Here is an 18406-nt window from a genome sequence, read left to right as displayed (position 1 = left end):
TCCCCATGATTGGATGCCTGTAGTTGGAAACCGAAACCGAATTCACTGACCAGAGGTGCCCGTGCCCGCCCCGAACCTGACCCGAGACCAAGCCAAGCAGCGCGCCGACCTGCTCGACGTTGAGTCCTACGACATCGAACTGGACCTCACCGACGGCCGAGGCGGTCCCGGGGAGAAGACCTTCGCCTCGAAGACCACCATCCGGTTCTCGAGCGCCCGGGCCGGTGAACAGTCCTGGGTCGACGTCGTCGCCGAAGGAGTCCGGTCCGCCACGCTGAACGGAACCGACCTGGACGTCAGCGCGTACGTCGAGGACGACGGCATCACGTTGCCCGGGCTCGCCGAGAGCAACGAGCTCGTGGTCACCGCCGACTGCCGGTACATGAACACCGGCGAGGGCCTGCACCGCTTCGTCGACCCGGTCGACGACGGCGTCTACCTGTACACGCAGTTCGAAACCGCCGACGCGAAGCGGATGTTCGCCTGCTTCGACCAGCCCGACCTCAAGTCGGTGTACCGGCTGACGGTCACCGCGCCGAAGAGCTGGAAGATCATCTCGAACGCGCTCGTCGAATCGGCCGAGGACACCCCGGAAGGCGCCGTGCGCACGGTGTTCAAGGTGTCCGAGCGGATTTCGACGTACCTGGTCGCGCTGATCGCCGGCCCGTACGCCGAATGGCGCGACGAGTTCTCCGACGAGCACCGCACCATCCCGCTCGGGATCTACTGCCGCGCCTCGCTGGCCGAGCACATGGACGCGGACAAGCTGTTCGTCGAGACCAAGCAGGGTTTCGCCTTCTACCACGAGAAGTTCGCGACGCCGTATCCGTTCTCGAAGTACGACCAGCTGTTCGTGCCGGAGTTCAACGCGGGCGCGATGGAGAACGCGGGCGCGGTGACCTTCCTGGAGGACTACGTCTTCCGCAGCCGGGTCACCCGCTACGCCTACGAGCGGCGCGCCGAGACGCTGCTGCACGAGATGGCGCACATGTGGTTCGGCGACCTCGTCACCATGCGGTGGTGGGACGACCTGTGGCTCAACGAGTCGTTCGCGACCTTCGCCAGCGTGCTCGCACAGGCCGAGGCGACCGAGTACACCAACGCGTGGACGAGCTTCGCGAACATCGAGAAGTCGTGGGCCTACCGGCAGGACCAGCTGCCCTCGACGCACCCGATCGCCGCGGACATCGTCGACCTGCACGCGGTCGAGGTGAACTTCGACGGCATCACCTACGCCAAGGGCGCGAGCGTGCTCAAGCAGCTCGTCGCCTACGTCGGCCAGGAGCACTTCCTGGAGGGCCTGAAGGTCTACTTCGGCAAGCACGCCTGGGGCAACGCGACACTGGCGGATCTGCTGGGCGCGCTGGAGGAGGCGTCCGGGCGCGATCTGTCGTGGTGGAGCGCGCAGTGGCTGGAGACCACCGGGCTGAACTCGCTGAGCCCGCGCTACGAGGTCGCCGGGGACGGCACGTTCGGCTCGTTCGCGGTCGTGCAGACCGGGGCGAAGCCGGGTGCCGGTGAGCTGCGCACGCACCGGGTCGCGGTCGGCGTGTACGACGAGGACGGGAACGGCCGCCTCGTGCGCACGCACCGCGTCGAACTGGACGTCGACGGCGAGCGCACCGACGTCCCGGCGCTGGTCGGGGTGCCCGCGGGCAAGCTGGTGCTGGTCAACGACGACGACCTCACCTACTGCCGGATGCGGCTCGACCCGGCGTCGCTGACCACGCTGATCGACCGCGTCGCCGACTTCACCGATCCGCTCCCCCGCACGCTGTGCTGGTCGGCGGCGTGGGAGATGACCCGCGAGGCCGAGCTCAAGGCCCGCGACTTCGTCACGCTGGTGGCCCGCGGCATCCACGCCGAGACCGAGGTCGGGGTCGTGCAGCGGCTGCTGCTGCAGGCGCAGACCGCGCTGAACTCCTACGCCGAGCAGGAGTGGGCGGTGGCCACGGGCTGGCCCGCGTTCACCACCCGGCTGCTGGAGCTGGTGCGCGCGGCGGAGCCGGGCTCGGACCACCAGCTTGCGTTCGTCAACTCGCTCGCCGGTTCGGTATTGGACGAGGACACCCTGGCGGTCGTCGCGGGCTGGCTCGACGGCTCGGCGCCGCTCGAAGGGCTCACCGTCGACACCGACCTGCGGTGGCGGCTGCTGCACGCCCTGGTGGCGCACGGCAAGGCGGACCAGGCCGAGATCGAGGCCGAGCAGGCGCGGGACGACACCGCCGCCGGGCGGCGCCAGGCCGAGCGCTCGCGCGCGCTGCGGCCGACCGCGGCGGCCAAGGCGGACGCCTGGCAGCGCGCGATCCACGACGACGAGCTGCCCAACGCGGTCAGCGACTCGCTCATCTCGGGGTTCTCGCACCCCGGCCAGAAGGCGCTGCTCGGCGAGTACGTCGCGAAGTACTTCGCGGTCGTCGACGAGGTGTGGCAGCGGCGGTCGAGCGAGCGGGCGCAGCCGACGATCATCGGCCTGTACCCGTCGTGGGCGGTGGAGCCCGCCACGGTCGAGGCCTCGGACGCCTGGCTCGCCGGTGAGCACCCGGCGGCGCTGCGGCGGCTGGTCTCGGAGGGCCGCGCCGGCATCGTCCGCGCGCTGGCCGCCCGGGACTTCGACCGCTCCTGATCGTCCCTGGTCCGTGAAGGCCCCCTTACCGGCGTTGAGCGCCGGTAAGAGGGCCTTCACGGCGTTTTCGGGGCTTGTTACCCGTACGCGGAACGCGCCAAGGGTCCTTGACGGCATGTCCGGGGAGCCGCGCGGGGCCCCTTCTCCGGCGGCCCATGCGCCCCAATGTGGCGTTCGGTGCGTCCAACGCACCGAACGCCACATTGGGTGCGTGGAATCGGGGCCGGACGCGGAGCGTCTCCGTTGAGGGTGGCGGTGGGGGCAAGGGCGGAGCACCCAATGCCACATTGGGGCGCTCGACCGCGGACGAGGCCGACGCTGTGAAGGTGGCCTTTAACGGCGTTTCCGACGGCGAGTTATAGCCTCTCACTTTTTCTATTGACGCTCACGCTCGTTCGTTATAACTTATAACTATAACTAGTAGTGCTCAGCTGAACGAAGGAGAAGGACCTTGCCCGGTACCCGCACGGCCACCGCACAGACCTCCCGGCGCCGGACCGGCACGCGGGCCGCCCTGCTCGCGCTCCCGCTGGCCGCCGGTCTCCTTGGCGTCACGGCACCCGCCCAGGCCACCACTTCCGGCCAAGGCCTCCGCCCGGCTTCGCTGACCTGCGAAGGCAAGGGTGTCGACACCGGCGCCGAGGCCCGCCACCGGGCCGAAACGTTCGTCCGGGCACCGTTGCGCACCGTCTGGAGCCTGCAGACCGACGTGGCGGACTGGCCGTCCTGGCAGAAACCCGCCGCCCCCATGACCGTCGAGCGCCTCGACCACGGCCCGCTGCGCGAGCGCTCCCGGTTCCAGGCGACCGTACGGATTCCCCCGACGCCCGCGACCCCGCCCGGCACCGTGGTCATCACCTCGACCGTCCAGCAGCTCCGGTACGGCCAGTGCCTCCGCTGGACCGGCCCCGCCGAGGGCCCCGGCTATCGCATCGACGGCGTCCACGTCTGGAACTTCGTCAAGGTCCCCGGCGGCGTCCTCGTCCGCACCGAGGAGAGCCACCGGGGCCCGCAGGCCGACCCCGGCTCCGACATGGGCCTCGAAACCTGGCTCCGCGATCTCAAGACCGCGGCCGAGGCCGATCCCTGCCACTGACCGGGCGAACGACGAAGGGGCCCGTCCGCACCGGCAGGTGCGAACGGGCCCCTTCGAGGCGTTCGGCGGATCAGGCGGGCGAACCGGCCTGGTCCGAGAGCATGCGCAGGGCGTTGACGAGGCCACCGACCAGGTCACCCTCCTTGAAGGAGGCGACCATGCTGGCGACCGCGAGCTTCGCGCCGCGGTCCGGCAGGCGCAGGAAGGCGTGCGTGCCGGTGACGATCTCGATCACCCGCGCGGCGGGCGACACCGCGATCAGCACGGCGTTCGCCGGGTCCTGCGTGCCCGAGTGCAGCTTCTCCGCCTCCGCCCGGCTGTCCTCACCGAGGTCGCCGAGGTAGATGCTGAAGTCGAGGCCGGTCTCCCGGCTGGCGAAGGTCAGCGCCTCGTCGAGCCGGGACAACTGCTTGATCGTGAATGGGCCTTTCGGAGCAGCCGGTTCGTACATCTTGGCCGCCGAGAGGCGCCCACTGGAGGTAACGGCCTCCCCGTAGGCGAGCTCACGCCCGGCCACGTCGGCGCCGTGCGCGTGGGTCAGTTCACCAGTTGCCACGAGCGCCTCCCGCAGCGGTCGGGGCGCCGTCCGCGGGCGCCGCGTTGTCCGCACCGGCGTGCCGGTGCCCGGTGCCGACCCCGTCGGGGTTGGCACTCCACCACATGGCCGGGTACTCCCACGGCTGTCCCGGCCGGTACCGGGGGGTACCGGCGAACTTGGTCCGCAGGGTGGCCAGGCCGACCACTCCGTAGATGGCCAAGGGGATCACCGCGAAGACCAGGATCGTCTCGACAAGGTTCACGCCGGTGAGCGTATCGGATGGCCTTCGCGGCCACCCGCTCACCGCGCCCGTGCGGAGACCGACCGCTCATCGCCGCCCGGGTGCCGTCCGCCGCTTGCCGTCCCCGGACTGGAACGTTGAGGCGAAGCGCGTCGGACCGAAAGATGGCAACTCACCGTACAGGTGGCCGCACCCGACGCATTCGTCTTGTCCGGCCCTTGAAATCCTCGTAGCTTTTTCACCTGTACGGGCCTTGCGCCCCGCTTCCCAGCCCCCAGCAGGTAACGCACCGGTCCCAGGAGGCCACGTCATGCAGAGCGTCCAGCCCCCCGCACAGGCGATCACCGAGGCCGTTTGGTCACCCAGCGACGTCGAATTCCAGCCCGGGACCCGTGTGACGTCCGGCACAAGGGTTACGCGCGGTACTCGCGTCACCCGCGGTACCCGCGTCACGGCGGGCACCAGGGTGACCATGGGCACCCGGGTCACGCGCGGCACCCGCGTCACCCGTGGCACGCGAGTCACGGCGGGCACCCGCGTCACGATGGGCACCCGCGTCACGGCGGGCACGCGAGTCACCATGGGCACGCGCGTCACCCGCGGCACCAGGGTCACCCGTGGCACTCGCGTCACGATGGGCACGCGTGTCACCGCCGGTACCCGCGTCACCTGCGGCACCCGCGTCACGCGCGGCACCAGGGTCACGCGAGGCACCCGGGTCACGATGGGCACGCGAGTCACTATGGGCACCCGCGTCACCTGCCAGGGCGACTACGCGCTCGCCGCCTGAGTACCGCGTCACAGGTCATCGGCTCGCCCCGGCCGCCCACCGGCTGCCGGGGCGCCGACGCGCGCAGTTACGCGGCGGATCCCAGGTAGGGCCGCCACAACGGGTCGGCTTCCTTGGAATGGGCGAGCAGCCGCCAGTGCGGCCCGTGCGGCGCCCTCGGTACCACCCGCAGTCGCCAGCCGATCTCGGACAGCATCCGATCGGCCTTGCGGTGGTTGCACTTGGCGCAACAGGCCACGCAGTTCTGCCAGCTGTGCGCCCCGCCCCTGCTGCGCGGGACGACGTGATCGATCGTCTCGGCCCGCCCGCCGCAGTAGGCACAGCGATATCGGTCACGATGCATCAGCCCGGCTCGCGTGAGCGGCACCTTGGCCCGGTACGGTACGCGGACGTAGGTGCTCAGCCGGATCACCGAGGGCACGGGCAGGGAGACAGTCGCGGCGTGCAGTTCGACGCCGGCCGGGTCCCCGTGCACCACCTCGGCCTTGCCACACATGACGAGCACCACCGCGCGCCGCAGCGGCAACGCGGTGAGCGGCTCGAAAGTGGCGTTGAGCAGCAGGACCCGGCGGCGTCCCCAGGCGACGGCGGGTTCCCGGCCCCTGCGGTGGCCGGGCGGACGGGCGACACCCCCAGGCCGGGTCCCGGGCCCGGTCGGGCCACCTCCGCCGGACGCGGAGCCTCCGGGACAGGCACGCAGGGCCACCTCCGGCGCCGGCGCGGCCATGGCTTGGCCGTGCGCGCCGAGGGGGATGGGTTGTCGGTCTGGCACTCGACCACCTCCACGGGGTGCAGGCATAGTCGACCACACATCCGCCCCTCAGCGCACGTGTGTTAGAAGACGTGTCACATCCGCGCGGCCCGCCATCAACCCCAGGTTGGCGAAGTCGTGCCGAACGAAAGGTCGAGCTCTCCCCGTGAACCCCCTGTTCAGGGAACCGCCGCCGTGCATCAAGGACCCGAGCACCTGGTGCGGCCAGGTCTACAACGTCACGCACAACGAGTGGCTCGCGGGCTCCGCGGGCTGGCTTGTCACCAAACCACTCCAGATCCTGCTCGCGGTGGTACTCGCCGTGGTGCTGAACTGGGTGGCACGGCGGTTGATCAACCGGCTCACCACGCTCCCCCGGGGCGGCAAGCTGCCCGCGATGCTGCGCCCGCTGCGCGAACGCGCGCCCGAGGTGCTCGGCCCGGTCGTCATCGAGCGGCGGCGCCAACGCGCCAGGACGATCGGCTCGGTGCTGAAATCGCTGGCCGCCTTCCTCATCTACGGCCTGGCGTTCCTGCAGGTGCTCGGCGTGCTGGGGATAGACCTCGGCCCGTTGCTCGCGTCCGCCGGGATCGTGGGTGTCGCGCTCGGTTTCGGCGCGCAGAACCTCGTCAAGGACTTCCTGTCCGGGATCTTCATGATGATCGAGGACCAGTACGGCGTCGGCGACGTGGTCGACGTCGGCTCGGCGACCGGGACCGTGGAAGCCGTCGGCCTGCGCGTGACGACCTTGCGTGACCTCAAGGGCACGGTCTGGTACGTGCGCAACGGCGAGGTGAAACGCGTCGGCAACTCCAGCCAGGGCTTCGCGGTCGCGGTGGTCGACGTCCCGCTCGGCTACTCGGCCGACGTCGAGCGCGCGACGACCCTGCTGTCCGACACGGCCTCCGCCGCGGTCCAGGCGGCCCCGCTGTCCGACGACGTGCTGGAACCACCGGAGATGCTCGGCGTGGAAAGCGTCACACCCGAGAGCATCGAACTGCGGCTGACGGTCAAGGTGCGTCCGGGCAGGCAGTGGGCGGTCCAGCGGGCGCTGCGCGGACATCTGCTCACCGCGCTCGAAGAAGCCGGTTTCGAACCACCGATGGGACGGTTCATGTCAGGATCGGCCACCGACAAGTGAGCAGGGGGCAGAATGGAGACGTGTCAGCCGTGAGCGGTCCGGAACCGGCGAACCTCTACGAAGCGGTGGGCGGGGAACCGACCTTCCGCCGGATCGTCGCGCGGTTCTACGCGGAGGTGGCCGAGGACGAGATCCTGCGCCCGCTCTACCCGGAGGAGGACCTCGGTCCGGCCGAGGAACGGTTCCGGCTGTTCCTGATGCAGTACTGGGGCGGTCCGCACACCTACTCCGACCGGCGCGGTCACCCCCGGCTGCGGATGCGGCACGCGCCGTTCAAGATCGGGCCGATCGAGCGGGACGCGTGGCTGCGCTGCATCAGGATCGCCGTCGACGAGGAAAACCTCGAAGAGCCGTACCGGCAGCAGCTGTGGGCCTACCTGGAGATGGCGGCGCACAGCATGATGAACAGCTTCGTTTGATGAGACCGCCGCGTGACCGGGGCGGACAGGGCGAAAGACGGGCTGCCTGGTGGACCGACGCGGTCTTCTACCAGGTGTACGTGCGGTCCTTCGCCGACTCCGACGGTGACGGCGTCGGGGACCTGGAAGGCATTCGCGGCAAGCTCGGCTACCTGGAGCTGCTGGGTGTCGACGCGCTGTGGCTGACGCCGTTCTACCGCTCCCCGATGGCCGACCACGGCTACGACATCGCCGATCCGCGCGACGTCGACCCGATGTTCGGCACCCTCGGCGATTTCGACGTACTGCTCACCGAGGCGCACAAACGCGGAATCAAGGTCACCGTCGACGTCGTGCCCAACCACACCAGCAACACGCACCTGTGGTTCAAGACGGCGCTGGCCGCCGGGCCGGGCAGCCCGGAACGGGATCGCTACGTCTTCCGGGACGGGCTGGGCCCGCGCGGTGACGAGCCGCCGAACAACTGGGTCAGCGCGTTCGGCGGGCCCGCGTGGACCCGGGTGCCGGACGGCCAGTGGTACCTGCACCTGTTCTCCCCGCAGCAGCCGGACCTGAACTGGACGAACCCGGACGTGGCCGCGGACCTGGAACGCACACTGCGGTTCTGGCTGGACCACGGCGTCGACGGGTTCCGCATCGACGTCGCGCACGGCATGGCGAAACCGCCGGGCCTGCCGGACATGGACCCGCGCGCGGGCTCGGCCGCGGTGGGCGCTTCCGGGTCCTACTACGACCCGCGGTTCGACAACGACCGCGTCCACGAGATCCACCAGATGATCCGGAAGGTGCTCGACCAGTACCCGGACGCGGTGTCCACCGGCGAGGTCTGGGTGACCGACGAAACCCGCCTCGCTCGGTACCTGCGCCCGGACGAACTGCACCTGGCGTTCAACTTCCGGCTGGTGCTCACGCATTTCGACGCCGACGCGATGCGCACCGCGATCGAACGCTCGCTGGCCGTCCCGGCCACCGTCGGCGCGCCCGCCACCTGGACGCTGGGCAACCACGACGTCTGGCGGCCGGTCAGCCGCTACGGCGGCGGTACCCAGGGCGTCGCACGGGCGCGGGCGATGGCGCTGGTGCAGCTGGCCCTGCCCGGTGTCGTCTACCTGTACAACGGCGACGAGCTCGGACTGGCCAATGTGGACATTCCGGAGGAGGCACTCGCCGACCCGCGCGCGAAGACCAGCGGACCGGAGTTCGGCCGGGACGCCTCCCGCGTGCCGTTGCCGTGGGAGGGTGAGCTGCCGCCGTTCGGCTTCTCCCGCAATCCGCGCACCTGGCTGCCGATGCCCGCCGAGTGGGCCGCGCTCACCGTGGAGAAGCAGCTCGAGGACGAGAGCTCGACGCTGTCGCTCCACCGGCGCGCGCTCGAACTGCGCAGGCGGCATCCGGCGTTCCGCGGCGGCGCGGGCGACGGGCTCGACTGGTACGGCGCCCCGGCGGGGTGTTTCGCCTTCCGCCGCCGGGCGGGCGGACTGGTCTGCGTGCTGAACACCTCGGCGAGCCCGATCGCGCTCCCGCCCGGCGAGCTCCTGCTCTCCAGCGCCGAGCTGGTGGACGGGAAGCTGCCGCCCGACGCGGCCGCCTGGCTGGTCTGAACCAGCCGTCCCCTAGGCTGGGCGGCGGCGACGCGGAGGTGAGCAGGTGGGTGACCACCCACTCCGGGGCAACCCCGGGGAGTACCACGGCACGCAGGCACGGCGCCCCGCGCGAGAGCGGCACGCTCCGCGTACGGGTCCGCGCGGATGAACGGAGAAAAGGTCACCTCCGTGTCGCCGCTCCCGCCGATGCCGGTGTGGCGGTGGGCGGTCGCGCGCTGGACGACCTTCGACGAGTGCGCGGCGGCGCTCGACCTCACCCCCGGCGAGCTGGACTGGTTCGCCGACGCCCGTGGCTGGAACCGCCGGGCCGCCGGTGCGCTGCGGCACTACCGGTACCGGTGGATCCCGACGGCCACCGGCGGGATCCGGTTGCTGGAACAGCCGAAACCACGACTGGCCGAGTTGCAGCGCCGTGTCCGGCGGCACGTGCTCGGCGCGTTGCCGGTGCACGAGGCGGCACACGGTTTCCGCCGCGGCCGCTCGGCGATCACCTGCGCGGCGCCGCACGGCGGCCGGGATCTGGTGGTACGCATGGATCTCGAGGGCTTCTTCCCCGCAGTGTCCGCGCGCCGGATCCGATCGCTGCTCGCGCTCGCCGGGTACCCGGACGCCGTCGCGGGCGCGCTCGCCGGGCTGCTCACCACCGCCACTCCACCGGACGTGCTGGCCGCCGCACCGGACGGGCGGCGGGACGAGGCACGGACCCGGCTGCTCAACAGCCTCGCCGCGACCCACCTCCCGCAGGGCGCGCCGTCCTCCCCCGCCGTGGCCAACGCGATCACCCACCACCTCGACCGGCGGCTGACCGGGCTCGCGCACCGGCTCGGGGCGCGCTACACGCGGTACGCGGACGACCTGGCGTTCTCCGGCGACGCCGGGCTGCCACTGCACCGGCTGCTGCCCGGTGTCCGGCACATCGTCCGCGACGAGGGATTCCGGCTGCGGGACGCGAAAACCTCGATCGCCGCCGCGCACCAGCGGCAGCGGATCGCCGGGCTGGTCGTCAACGCCGGACCCGCCGCGGCGCGCACCGACTACGACGCGCTCCGCTCCCTGCTGCACAACTGCGCCCGGACCGGCCCGGAAGCGCAGAACCACGCCGGGCACCCGGATTTCCGGGCGCATCTGCTGGGCCGCATCGGCTGGATCGGGGCGTCGAGCCCGGCTCGCGCGGCGAAGCTGCGAGACCTCTTCGACCGCGTCCCGTGGCCGCCCGATCCCTCAGTACCGTAGGAGTTCCTGCCCCGCCCCCTCGGCTTTGACACCGATCGCGCGAAACGCCGCCCAGACACCGGCCTGGTTGGCCGTGATGATCGGCTTGCCGAGTCGCCGTTCCAGCGGGGCGATCAGATCGTAGGTCGGCAGGAGCGTGCAGCTGACGAAGATCGCGTCGGCGTCCGGATGGTCGCCATCGGTGATCAGCCCGGCCGTCGTGGCGTAGTCGACCGCGCCGACCACACGGGATTCGAGGCCGAGCCCGCGGCTGCTCAGCACGTCGATCCCGGCCTCGGTCAGGAAGTCGACGAGCTTGTCCGCGATCGGGTCCACATACGGGTGCACGACCGCGATCCGCCGCGCGCCCAGCACGCCGAGCGCGTCGAGTACCGCGCCCGAGGTGGTGACCGCCCTCGGGGCACCGGCGTCGATCATGGCCGCGCGGAGGGCGCGTTCACGCTCCAGCCCGCCCACGAAACTGCCCGCGGTACAGCAGTAGAACGCCACCCGCGCGCCGATCGGCACCCGCGTGACTTCGCGAGTCGGCCGGGTCAGCATCGTGGGATCGTTGAGCCGCGATACGAGTTCGAAGCTGTCGGCCAGCGATACCGCGTCGGTCCTGGAGACGTAGAGCGAAATGTCCGGCGGCGCCCATCGCCACAGTTCGCGGTCGCGGGTGAAGTCGAAGGAGGCGACGACCCCCACCGCCGTCTGCCGGACGGGCCCGGCGGGGATCACTCGTCGTCCTGTGCGTCGCCGTCGGCCACGACCGTCTCGCCGTCGCGCAGGATGACTCCGCGCCGCGCCGCCGGTGTGACGAAGCGGGCGTGCTGGAACATCCGGGGAAAGATCAGGTATCGCATGACCTCATGGTCACCCCGGACGCCCGCGACGGTCCAGCACCTCTTCGGCGGCGGCACCCGCTGCCCGAAAACGCGTGGTCACCGGATCCGGACACACGCGATAATGCCCGTCGTGACTACTGAACGACCCGCGCCGCCGCTGCGCGGGAACGAACGCGAGATGCTGCGCGGTTTCCTCGACTTCCACCGCGCCACGCTCGCCATGAAGTGCGACGGACTGTCCGATGAGGACCTGCGGCGCCAGTCGATGCCGCCCTCGGCACTGTCGCTGCTGGGTCTGGTGCGGCACATGGCCGAGGTGGAGCGGACGTGGTTCCGCAAGGTCATCAACAGCGAGGATCTCCCGCTCGTCTGGTCCGAGACCGACTACCAGGCCGCCTACGACGCGAGCGGCTCGACGCGTTCGGAGGCGTTCGCGGCCTGGCAGGCCGAGGTCGAGCACTCGCGCCGGATCGAGCGGGAGGCCGGCTCCCTCGACGTGCTCGGGCACCAGCCGCGCTGGGGCGAGGACGTCTCGCTGCGGCTGGTGATGCTGCACCTGATCCACGAATACGCCCGGCACAACGGCCACGCCGATCTCCTGCGCGAGGGAATCGACGGGACCGTCGGCGCCTGAGCCTCAGAACAGCAGTGGCAGCAGGGCGTGGCGGCGGCGCAGGACCGCGCCGTACCGCGCGTCCAGCCGCATCCATGAGTCGGTGGCGGTCACCCGGACCACGTCGTCGCTGATCGAGGAGTCGAGGAAACCCATCCCCGACAACGCGAACAGGCAGCGCAGCTGGACCTTGACCTCCAGCTCGCCCCCGCTGACGGTGAGCACCGCCTGGTCCATCAGCGACGCGGGCGGCGTCCCGTGTGGACCCGCGTTGTCGCGGGCCAGTGCGACACCGCGGTCGGCGAGGTCGGAGACGACACCCACCGGGAGTTCGTCGACCCTCTGCCAGCGGCCGGGCGCGGGCAGTTCCCCGTGCCACAGCAGGTCCCTGGCCGGGCCGGGGTCCATCCGCTCGCCGCCCGCGACGGTGAGCGCCGCGAGCAGCTCGTTGCCGGACACCGTGACGTCGGCCGGGGTGACCCGGCCAGCCACCGCGCGGGTGGCGAGCACGTCGAACGGGGTCGCCGTCCACGCCTCGACCACGTCGTCGCCGCGCATCCGCAGCCGGACGGCGGTCTGGCCGTCCAGCCGGACCGCGCGGGCGACGAACGCGCCGAGCGTCTCCCGGTCCCCCGCGTCGGGGATGTGCAGCTCAGGCATCGGTGAACACCCGCTTCAGGAAGTCGCTCTCCGCCGCGGTGAACCGCCGTGGTCGCAGGGCGGTGGTGTCGTACGGCGCGAGCAGCGTCGACGCGGTGACCGCCACCTCGTCCGTCCCGGACGGTCCATTGTGGACCCGGTAGGACACGGAGAAGCTCGCCGCGCGCAGCTCGGTGAGCGTCATGTCCACCAGCACGTCCTGATCGGACACCACGATCGGCGCCTTGTAGTGCACTTCGAGCTTCACCACCACGATGCCCTTGGGCAACTCGGTGAGCCCTTCGCGGACCGCCTCGCCGAACACCGTCGCGACCCTGGCCTCTTCCAGCAACGTCACCAGGTTCGCGTGGTTCACGTGCCCGTAGACGTCCATGTCCGACCAGCGTGGCCGGACCCGCACCGCACGACTCACCGCACCGTGCTCCGGATCTGCCGCGCCGCGACCGACAGCGTGGCGAGGTCGAGGTTGCCGGACTTGGTGATCTCGTCGAGCGCGACCCTCGCCCGCGCCAGCCGCGAGGCGTTGATCTTCTCCCACTGCGCGATCCGCTCGTCCGCCGTGGTGCCAGGATCGCTGTGCCGAAGCGCGTCGAGCGTGATCGCCCGCTGCGAACCGTAGACGTCGTCCCGCAGCGCCAGCCGCGCGAGGGCGTGCCAGCGGTTGCCGCGTTCGAGCGCGCTGATCTCGGTGAGCATCTTGTCGATGTCGAGGTGCGAGGACAGCGCGAAGTACAGCTCGGCCGTTTCCGCCGGGTTGTGCACGACGTCCACGCCCACCTGCTGCTCGGCCATCTCGGACACCTCGACGATGTCGAGCAGGCCGTAGGTGTGCAGCAGCACCGCGATGCGCCGCGCCAGCCCCTCGGGCACGCCGTCGGCGACCAGCTTCTCCGCCTTCTCCCGCACCACCTCGGCCTCGCGGCCACGCATCAGCTCGTTCGCCCTGGGCAGCAACTCCGCGAACTCGCCGCCGAAACGGCTGATCTCGGCCAGCGGGGCCAGCGGCTGCGGCCGGTTGGAGAGGAACCATCGGGCGGCCCGGTCGAGCAGCCGCCGTGTCTCCAGCACCATCGCGTCGGCCACCGTCGTGGACACGACGTTGTCCAGCGCGTCGATCTCGGCCCACAGCGCGGGCAGGTCGTACACGTGGGTGACCACCGCGTAGGCGCGGACGGCGTCCGTCGCGGTGACGTTCAGCTCCTCCATCAGCCGGAAGACGAACGAGATGCCACCGCCGTCGACGACCTCGTTGGCCACCAGGGTGGTGATGATCTGGCGGCGCAGCGGGTGCTCGCCGATCGCGTCGGCGAACTGCTCGCGCAGCGGCTGCGGGAAGTACTCCGGCAGCCGGCGCGTGAACACCTCGGAGTCGGGCAGGTCGCTGGCCAGCAGCTCGTCCTTGAGGTCGAGCTTCACGTGCGCCAGCAGGGTCGCCAGTTCGGGCGAACTGAGGCCCTGGCCCGCCTTGTCCCGCGCCCGGAACTCCGCGTTGGTGGGCAGTGCCTCCAGCTTGCGGTCGAAGGCACCCTTCGCCACCAGCGCGGCGACCTGCCGCTGGTGCACCGAGACCATCGGCGCGGCGTGCGCGCGGCTGACGCCGAGGACGGCGTTCTGCCGGTAGTTGTCGGCCAGCACCAGCGCGCCGACCTCGTCGGTCATCCGCTCCAGCAGGTGGTTGCGCCGGTCGTGCTCCAGCTTCCCGGTGCTCACCAGGTGATCGAGCAGGATCTTGATGTTGACCTCGTGGTCGGAGCAGTCGACACCGGCCGAGTTGTCCAGCGCGTCGGTGTTGATCTTGCCGCCCGCGCGGGCGAACTCGATGCGGCCGAGCTGGGTGAGCCCGAGGTTGCCGCCCTCGCCGACCACCTTGCAGCGCAACTGGTTGCCGTCGACGCGGATCGCGTCGTTGGCCTTGTCCCCGGCGTGCGCGTGGGTCTCGGTCTCGGCCTTGACGTAGGTGCCGATGCCGCCGTTCCACAGCAGCTCGACCGGGGCGAGCAGGATCGCCTGGATGAGCTCCATCGGCGCCATCGCCTCGACGTCGTCGGCCAGGCCGAGCGCCGCGCGGACCTGCGGGCTGACCGGGATCGTCTTCGCCGACCGGGGATAGATGCCGCCACCCTCGCTGATCAGCGCGCGATCGTAGTCGTCCCACGAGGACCGGGGCAGGTCGAACAGCCGGCGACGCTCGGCGTAGGAGGAGGCGGCGTCCGGGTTCGGGTCGAGGAAGACGTGCATGTGGTTGAACGCGGCCACCAGGCGGATGTGCTCGGACAGCAGCATGCCGTTGCCGAACACGTCGCCCGCCATGTCGCCGATGCCGACGACGGTGAAGTCCTCGCTCTGGGTGTCCTTGCCCAGCTCGCGGAAGTGCCGCTTGACGCTCTCCCACGCGCCCTTGGCGGTGATGCCCATCGCCTTGTGGTCGTACCCGACCGAACCGCCGGAGGCGAAGGCGTCGCCGAGCCAGAAGCCGTACTGCGCGGAGACCTCGTTGGCGATGTCGGAGAAGGTCGCGGTGCCCTTGTCCGCGGCGACCACGAGGTAGCTGTCGTCCTCGTCGTGGCGGACCACACCCGGCGCGGGCACGGTCCTGCCCTCGACGCGGTTGTCGGTCAGGTCGAGCAGACCGGAGATGAACATCTTGTAGCAGGCGATGCCCTCGGTGAGGTGGGCCTCGCGGTCGATCGCCGGGTCACCGGTCGGCGTCGGCGGGCGCTTGACCACGAACCCGCCCTTGGCGCCCACCGGCACGATGACGGCGTTCTTCACCGCCTGCGCCTTGACCAGGCCGAGGACCTCGGTGCGGAAGTCCTCCCGCCGGTCCGACCAGCGCAGGCCGCCGCGGGCGACCGCGCCGAACCGCAGGTGCACACCCTCGACCCGCGGCGAGTACACGAAGATCTCGAACCGCGGCCGCGGCTCGGGCAGATCGGGCACCGCGCTCGGGTCGAGCTTGAACGCCAGGAACGACCGCGGGCCCCCGTCGGCGTCGGTGACGTGGTAGTTCGTCCGCAAGGTGGCGCCGATGACCGCCATGAGCCTGCGCAGGATCCGGTCCTCGTCGAGGCTGGTGACCTCGTCGATCATCGACCCGATCTCGGCGACCAGCGCCTCCGCGCCGCTCGTGCGCTCGTCGTCGGTCAGGTGCGGGTCCGAGCGCGTTTCGAACAGCCGAAACAGCTTCGTGGCGACCTGTGTGTGCTTGAGCACCGCGTTCTGGATGTACTCCTGCGAGTGCGTGCTGCCCGCCTGCCGCAGGTACCGCGAGTACGCCCGCAGCACGCTGACCTGGCGCCAGGTCAGCCCGGCGCGCAGCACCAGCCCGTTGAAGTCGTCGACCTCGCACTGGCCGCGCCAGGCCGCGTGGAAGGCGTCCTGGAACCGGTCACGCAGCTCGGCGACCGCGGCTTCGCTCGTGTCGGGCTGCAGCTTCGCGTCGATGCGCAGGCCGAAGTCGTAGATCCAGGACGCCCCGCCGTCCTCACGGCGCAGCTCGTAGGGGCGCTCGTCGACGACCTCGACACCCATGGTGTGCAGGACCGGAAGCACCTTCGAGAGCGTCACGCCTTCGCCGCGCAGGAAGAGCTTGAAGCGGCGTTCGCCCGGCTCCGCGTCGGAAGGCAGGTAGAACGACAGCGCCAGATCGCCCTCGTCGGTCAGCGAGTCGAGCGCGCTCAGATCGGCGAGCGCGTCTTCGGCGGAGAAGTCCTCCTTGTAGCTCTCCGGGAAGATGGCGGCGAACCGCTGGCCCTGGTCGTTCGCGGACTCCTCGCCCATGATCCCGGCGACGGCGCCGTCCCCGGCGCGTTCCCTGCGCTCACGCAGGAGCGCCTCGACCAGCCGGTCGTCCCAGCTGCGCACGACGGTGTTGAGGCGTTCCTGGATCCGCAGCGTGTCCGGCTCGATCCGGTTCGCCGGATCGGTGTGCACGATGAAGTGCACCTGCGCCAGCAGCGTCTCCCCGACCTTCGCGCTGTACTCGAGCTGCGTGCCTTCCAGCTCCTCCAGCAGGACCTCCTGCATCGCCAGCCGCGAGCGCGTGGTGTAGCGGTCACGCGGCAGGAACACCAGGCAGGAGTAGAACCGGCCGTACGGATCGCGGCGCAGGAACAGGCGGAGCCGGCGCCGGTCCGACAGCGTGATCGCGCCGGTCGTGGTGGCGTAGAGCGAGTCGGTGTCGGCGGAGAACAGGTCCGCGCGCGGCCAGTTCTGCAGCACCTCCAGCATCCGCTGGCCCGAGAACGACTCCATCGGGAACCCGGCGCGGTGGATGACCTGGCGGACCCGGTCGCACACCACCGGGATGTCGAGCACGTTCTCGTGCAGCGCGGTGGTGGTGAACATGCCGAGGAACCGGTGCTCGCCGGTGACGTTGCCGTCGGCGTCGAACGTCTTCACGCCGACGTAGTACGGATAAACCGGACGGTGCACTGTGGACGGTGCGCTCGCCTGGGTGAGCACGAGCAGCGTCGGGGCCAGCGCGGTGGCCGCCGTGTCCGGGCCCGCGGTCAGGCCGCGCGCGGCGAGGCTGTCCTGTCGCAGGACACCGAGACCGGACGCGAGCACGGCGCGCAGCGCGGGCTCGTCGGCGTCCGTGCGCGGGTTCTCCACCAGCTCGTACCGGCGATACCCGAGGAAGGTGAAGTGACCGTCGGCGAGCCACCGCAGCAGCCGGGCGCCCGCGGCGACCTCCGCGCTCGGCAGCTTCGGCGGGTGCGCGTCCAGCTCGTCGGCCAGTGCCACGGCCGCCTGCGCCATCTTGTCGGCGTCCTCGACGACCTCGCGAACGTCGCCGAGCACGCTGGCGAGACGGTTGTCGAGCTCACGCGCGCGGTTCGGGTCGGTGACGAAGTCGATCTCGACGTACATCCACGACTCGGCGACGGAGTTCGCCGGCGGGTCGGCGGGGTCGGCGTCGGGGTGAACCTCCAGCAGTTCGCCGGTGAGGTCGCGGCTGACCACCACGATCGGGTGCACGATCCGCTGGACCTGCACGCCGTCGCGGGCGAACTCGGCGGTGACCGAGTCGACCAGGTACGGCATGTCGTCGGTGACCACCTGCACGACGGTGGCCTCACGGGTCCAGCCGTCCTCGGCGGTGGTCGGGTTGAGCAGCCGGACCGCGGGACGGCCGGGCATCCGGTGCTTGGCCAGCTGCAGGTGCGAGCGCACCGCGCCGACCAGATCGACCGGGTCGTCGCCGACGATCTCCTCGGCCGGGATGTGCCGGTAGTAGAGCCGGATGAGGTCGGCGATCTCCGGCGCGTGCTTCGCGGCCGCGTCGATCAGCTCGTCCCTGATCTGCTCCGGGCTGGCCGAGCGGCGCGGGGCGCCGGCTTCGATGCCGTCTTCGGTTCCGGGCGGGGACGAGACTCCCGTCGAGCTCATTTGAGGCAACTCTCCACTGTGCGAGGGATGACACCGCGACCGGCACCACGATGTACCGGCCACCGCCCACCCTAATGCGCCCGCGCGGCGGGGCGCACGAAGCCCGTTCAGTTGGCAGAAACCGAAGAATCCCAGCTCAGCCGCCAAAATCGGCGGTATCGGTCAAGCTACTGCCGGGTTCACCGGGCGCCCGCTCCGCGGCGTCCGGACCACATCGGCGGCCTGACCAGGACAGGGCCGCGAAAGCCCGTCGGCACATACCGGACAGAATCGATCCAGTACCACCGCCCGTTCCCTCCGGTTCGACCGTTCGCCACGGCTCCGCCGCCCATCCGGCCCCGTTCGCGCAGGGTCCGAAGTGCGACCAATCCCACCCCGAGGTCTGCCCGAGGGCACCCCGAAACGTTGCCTCAACGGATCAATTCAGTCCTTTGTGGACACAGAAGGACGGGCGCGCGGCACCCACGTTCGTCGCG

16 protein-coding genes are annotated in these 18406 nt (G+C 70.8%); 8 read left to right on the top strand and 8 right to left on the bottom strand.

Going from position 1 to position 18406, the window contains the following annotated elements:
- Nucleotides 1-61: 61 nt before the first annotated feature.
- Together pepN and ABD987_RS36075 are read left to right on the top strand one after the other, a co-directional pair.
- Nucleotides 62-2626, top strand: coding sequence for an aminopeptidase N (gene pepN, locus ABD987_RS36080; protein WP_345404928.1), 2565 nt, complete (start codon nt 62-64; stop codon nt 2624-2626).
- 451 nt (nt 2627-3077) lie between these two features.
- The gene (locus tag ABD987_RS36075) at nt 3078-3722 is read left to right on the top strand and encodes an SRPBCC family protein (RefSeq protein ID WP_345404925.1); all 645 of its coding nucleotides are present in this window, start codon (nt 3078-3080) and stop codon (nt 3720-3722) included.
- A 70-nt stretch (nt 3723-3792) separates the two neighbouring features.
- Here the strand turns inward: ABD987_RS36075 and ABD987_RS36070 are convergent, their stop codons facing one another.
- Nucleotides 3793-4278: a DUF5130 family protein gene (locus ABD987_RS36070; RefSeq protein WP_345404922.1), complete on the bottom strand. Its 486-nt coding sequence runs from the start codon at nt 4276-4278 to the stop codon at nt 3793-3795.
- Entirely contained in the window at nt 4265-4522 is a 258-nt protein-coding gene (ctaJ, locus tag ABD987_RS36065) for an aa3-type cytochrome oxidase subunit CtaJ (RefSeq protein WP_345404919.1), read from the bottom strand. Before ctaJ ends, ABD987_RS36070 begins: the two co-directional genes overlap by 14 nt.
- Nucleotides 4523-4973: 451 nt before the next feature.
- Here ctaJ and ABD987_RS36060 point away from each other — a divergent pair, with 451 nt between their 5' ends.
- Entirely contained in the window at nt 4974-5291 is a 318-nt protein-coding gene (locus ABD987_RS36060) for a hypothetical protein (RefSeq protein ID WP_345404916.1), read from the top strand.
- 67 nt (nt 5292-5358) lie between these two features.
- On the opposite strand, the gene ABD987_RS36055 is transcribed toward ABD987_RS36060, so the two are convergent.
- Nucleotides 5359-5853, bottom strand: coding sequence for an HNH endonuclease (locus tag ABD987_RS36055; protein ID WP_378214330.1), 495 nt, complete (start codon nt 5851-5853; stop codon nt 5359-5361).
- Between the two features lie 355 nt (nt 5854-6208).
- On the opposite strand from ABD987_RS36055, the gene ABD987_RS36050 reads away from it, so the two are divergent.
- The 4 genes from ABD987_RS36050 (at nt 6209) to ABD987_RS36035 (ending at nt 10439) form a co-directional block, all read left to right on the top strand.
- Nucleotides 6209-7183, top strand: a complete 975-nt coding sequence (locus ABD987_RS36050) for a mechanosensitive ion channel family protein (protein ID WP_345404910.1) — start codon at nt 6209-6211, stop codon at nt 7181-7183.
- Between the two features lie 29 nt (nt 7184-7212).
- Nucleotides 7213-7602, top strand: coding sequence for a globin (locus ABD987_RS36045; protein ID WP_425551099.1), 390 nt, complete (start codon nt 7213-7215; stop codon nt 7600-7602).
- Nucleotides 7602-9203, top strand: a complete 1602-nt coding sequence (locus ABD987_RS36040) for a glycoside hydrolase family 13 protein (protein ID WP_345404904.1) — start codon at nt 7602-7604, stop codon at nt 9201-9203. The genes ABD987_RS36045 and ABD987_RS36040 overlap by 1 nt, the downstream gene beginning before the upstream one ends.
- 147 nt (nt 9204-9350) lie before the next feature.
- The gene (locus ABD987_RS36035; protein ID WP_345404901.1) at nt 9351-10439 is read left to right on the top strand and encodes a reverse transcriptase family protein; all 1089 of its coding nucleotides are present in this window, start codon (nt 9351-9353) and stop codon (nt 10437-10439) included.
- On the opposite strand, the gene ABD987_RS36030 is transcribed toward ABD987_RS36035, so the two are convergent.
- The gene (locus ABD987_RS36030) at nt 10428-11159 is read right to left on the bottom strand and encodes a maleate cis-trans isomerase family protein (RefSeq protein ID WP_345404898.1); all 732 of its coding nucleotides are present in this window, start codon (nt 11157-11159) and stop codon (nt 10428-10430) included. The two genes, ABD987_RS36035 and ABD987_RS36030, sit on opposite strands and share 12 nt — an antisense overlap.
- Nucleotides 11156-11284, bottom strand: a complete 129-nt coding sequence (locus ABD987_RS36025; RefSeq protein ID WP_345404895.1) for a hypothetical protein — start codon at nt 11282-11284, stop codon at nt 11156-11158. The genes ABD987_RS36030 and ABD987_RS36025 overlap by 4 nt, the downstream gene beginning before the upstream one ends.
- Before the next feature lie 112 nt (nt 11285-11396).
- Here ABD987_RS36025 and ABD987_RS36020 point away from each other — a divergent pair, with 112 nt between their 5' ends.
- The gene (locus ABD987_RS36020; RefSeq protein WP_345404892.1) at nt 11397-11900 is read left to right on the top strand and encodes a DinB family protein; all 504 of its coding nucleotides are present in this window, start codon (nt 11397-11399) and stop codon (nt 11898-11900) included.
- Nucleotides 11901-11903: 3 nt separating this feature from the next.
- Here the strand turns inward: ABD987_RS36020 and ABD987_RS36015 are convergent, their stop codons facing one another.
- The 3 genes from ABD987_RS36015 to ABD987_RS36005 are packed head-to-tail and all read right to left on the bottom strand — an operon-like array spanning nt 11904 to nt 17930.
- On the bottom strand, nt 11904-12539 hold the full coding sequence (locus tag ABD987_RS36015; protein WP_345404889.1) for a DUF8010 domain-containing protein: 636 nt from the start codon (nt 12537-12539) through the stop codon (nt 11904-11906).
- Entirely contained in the window at nt 12532-12912 is a 381-nt protein-coding gene (locus tag ABD987_RS36010) for an acyl-CoA thioesterase (RefSeq protein ID WP_345405199.1), read from the bottom strand. Before ABD987_RS36010 ends, ABD987_RS36015 begins: the two co-directional genes overlap by 8 nt.
- A 35-nt stretch (nt 12913-12947) precedes the next feature.
- Nucleotides 12948-17930 carry an NAD-glutamate dehydrogenase gene (locus tag ABD987_RS36005; protein ID WP_345404886.1) on the bottom strand — a complete coding sequence of 1661 codons (4983 nt, stop codon included), beginning with the start codon at nt 17928-17930 and terminating at the stop codon, nt 12948-12950.
- Between the last annotated feature and the right edge of the window lie 476 nt (nt 17931-18406).

Source organism: Amycolatopsis samaneae (genome assembly GCF_039541975.1).
Classification (GTDB): domain Bacteria; phylum Actinomycetota; class Actinomycetes; order Mycobacteriales; family Pseudonocardiaceae; genus Amycolatopsis; species Amycolatopsis samaneae.
This window is presented reverse-complemented; position numbering and strand designations above follow the sequence as displayed.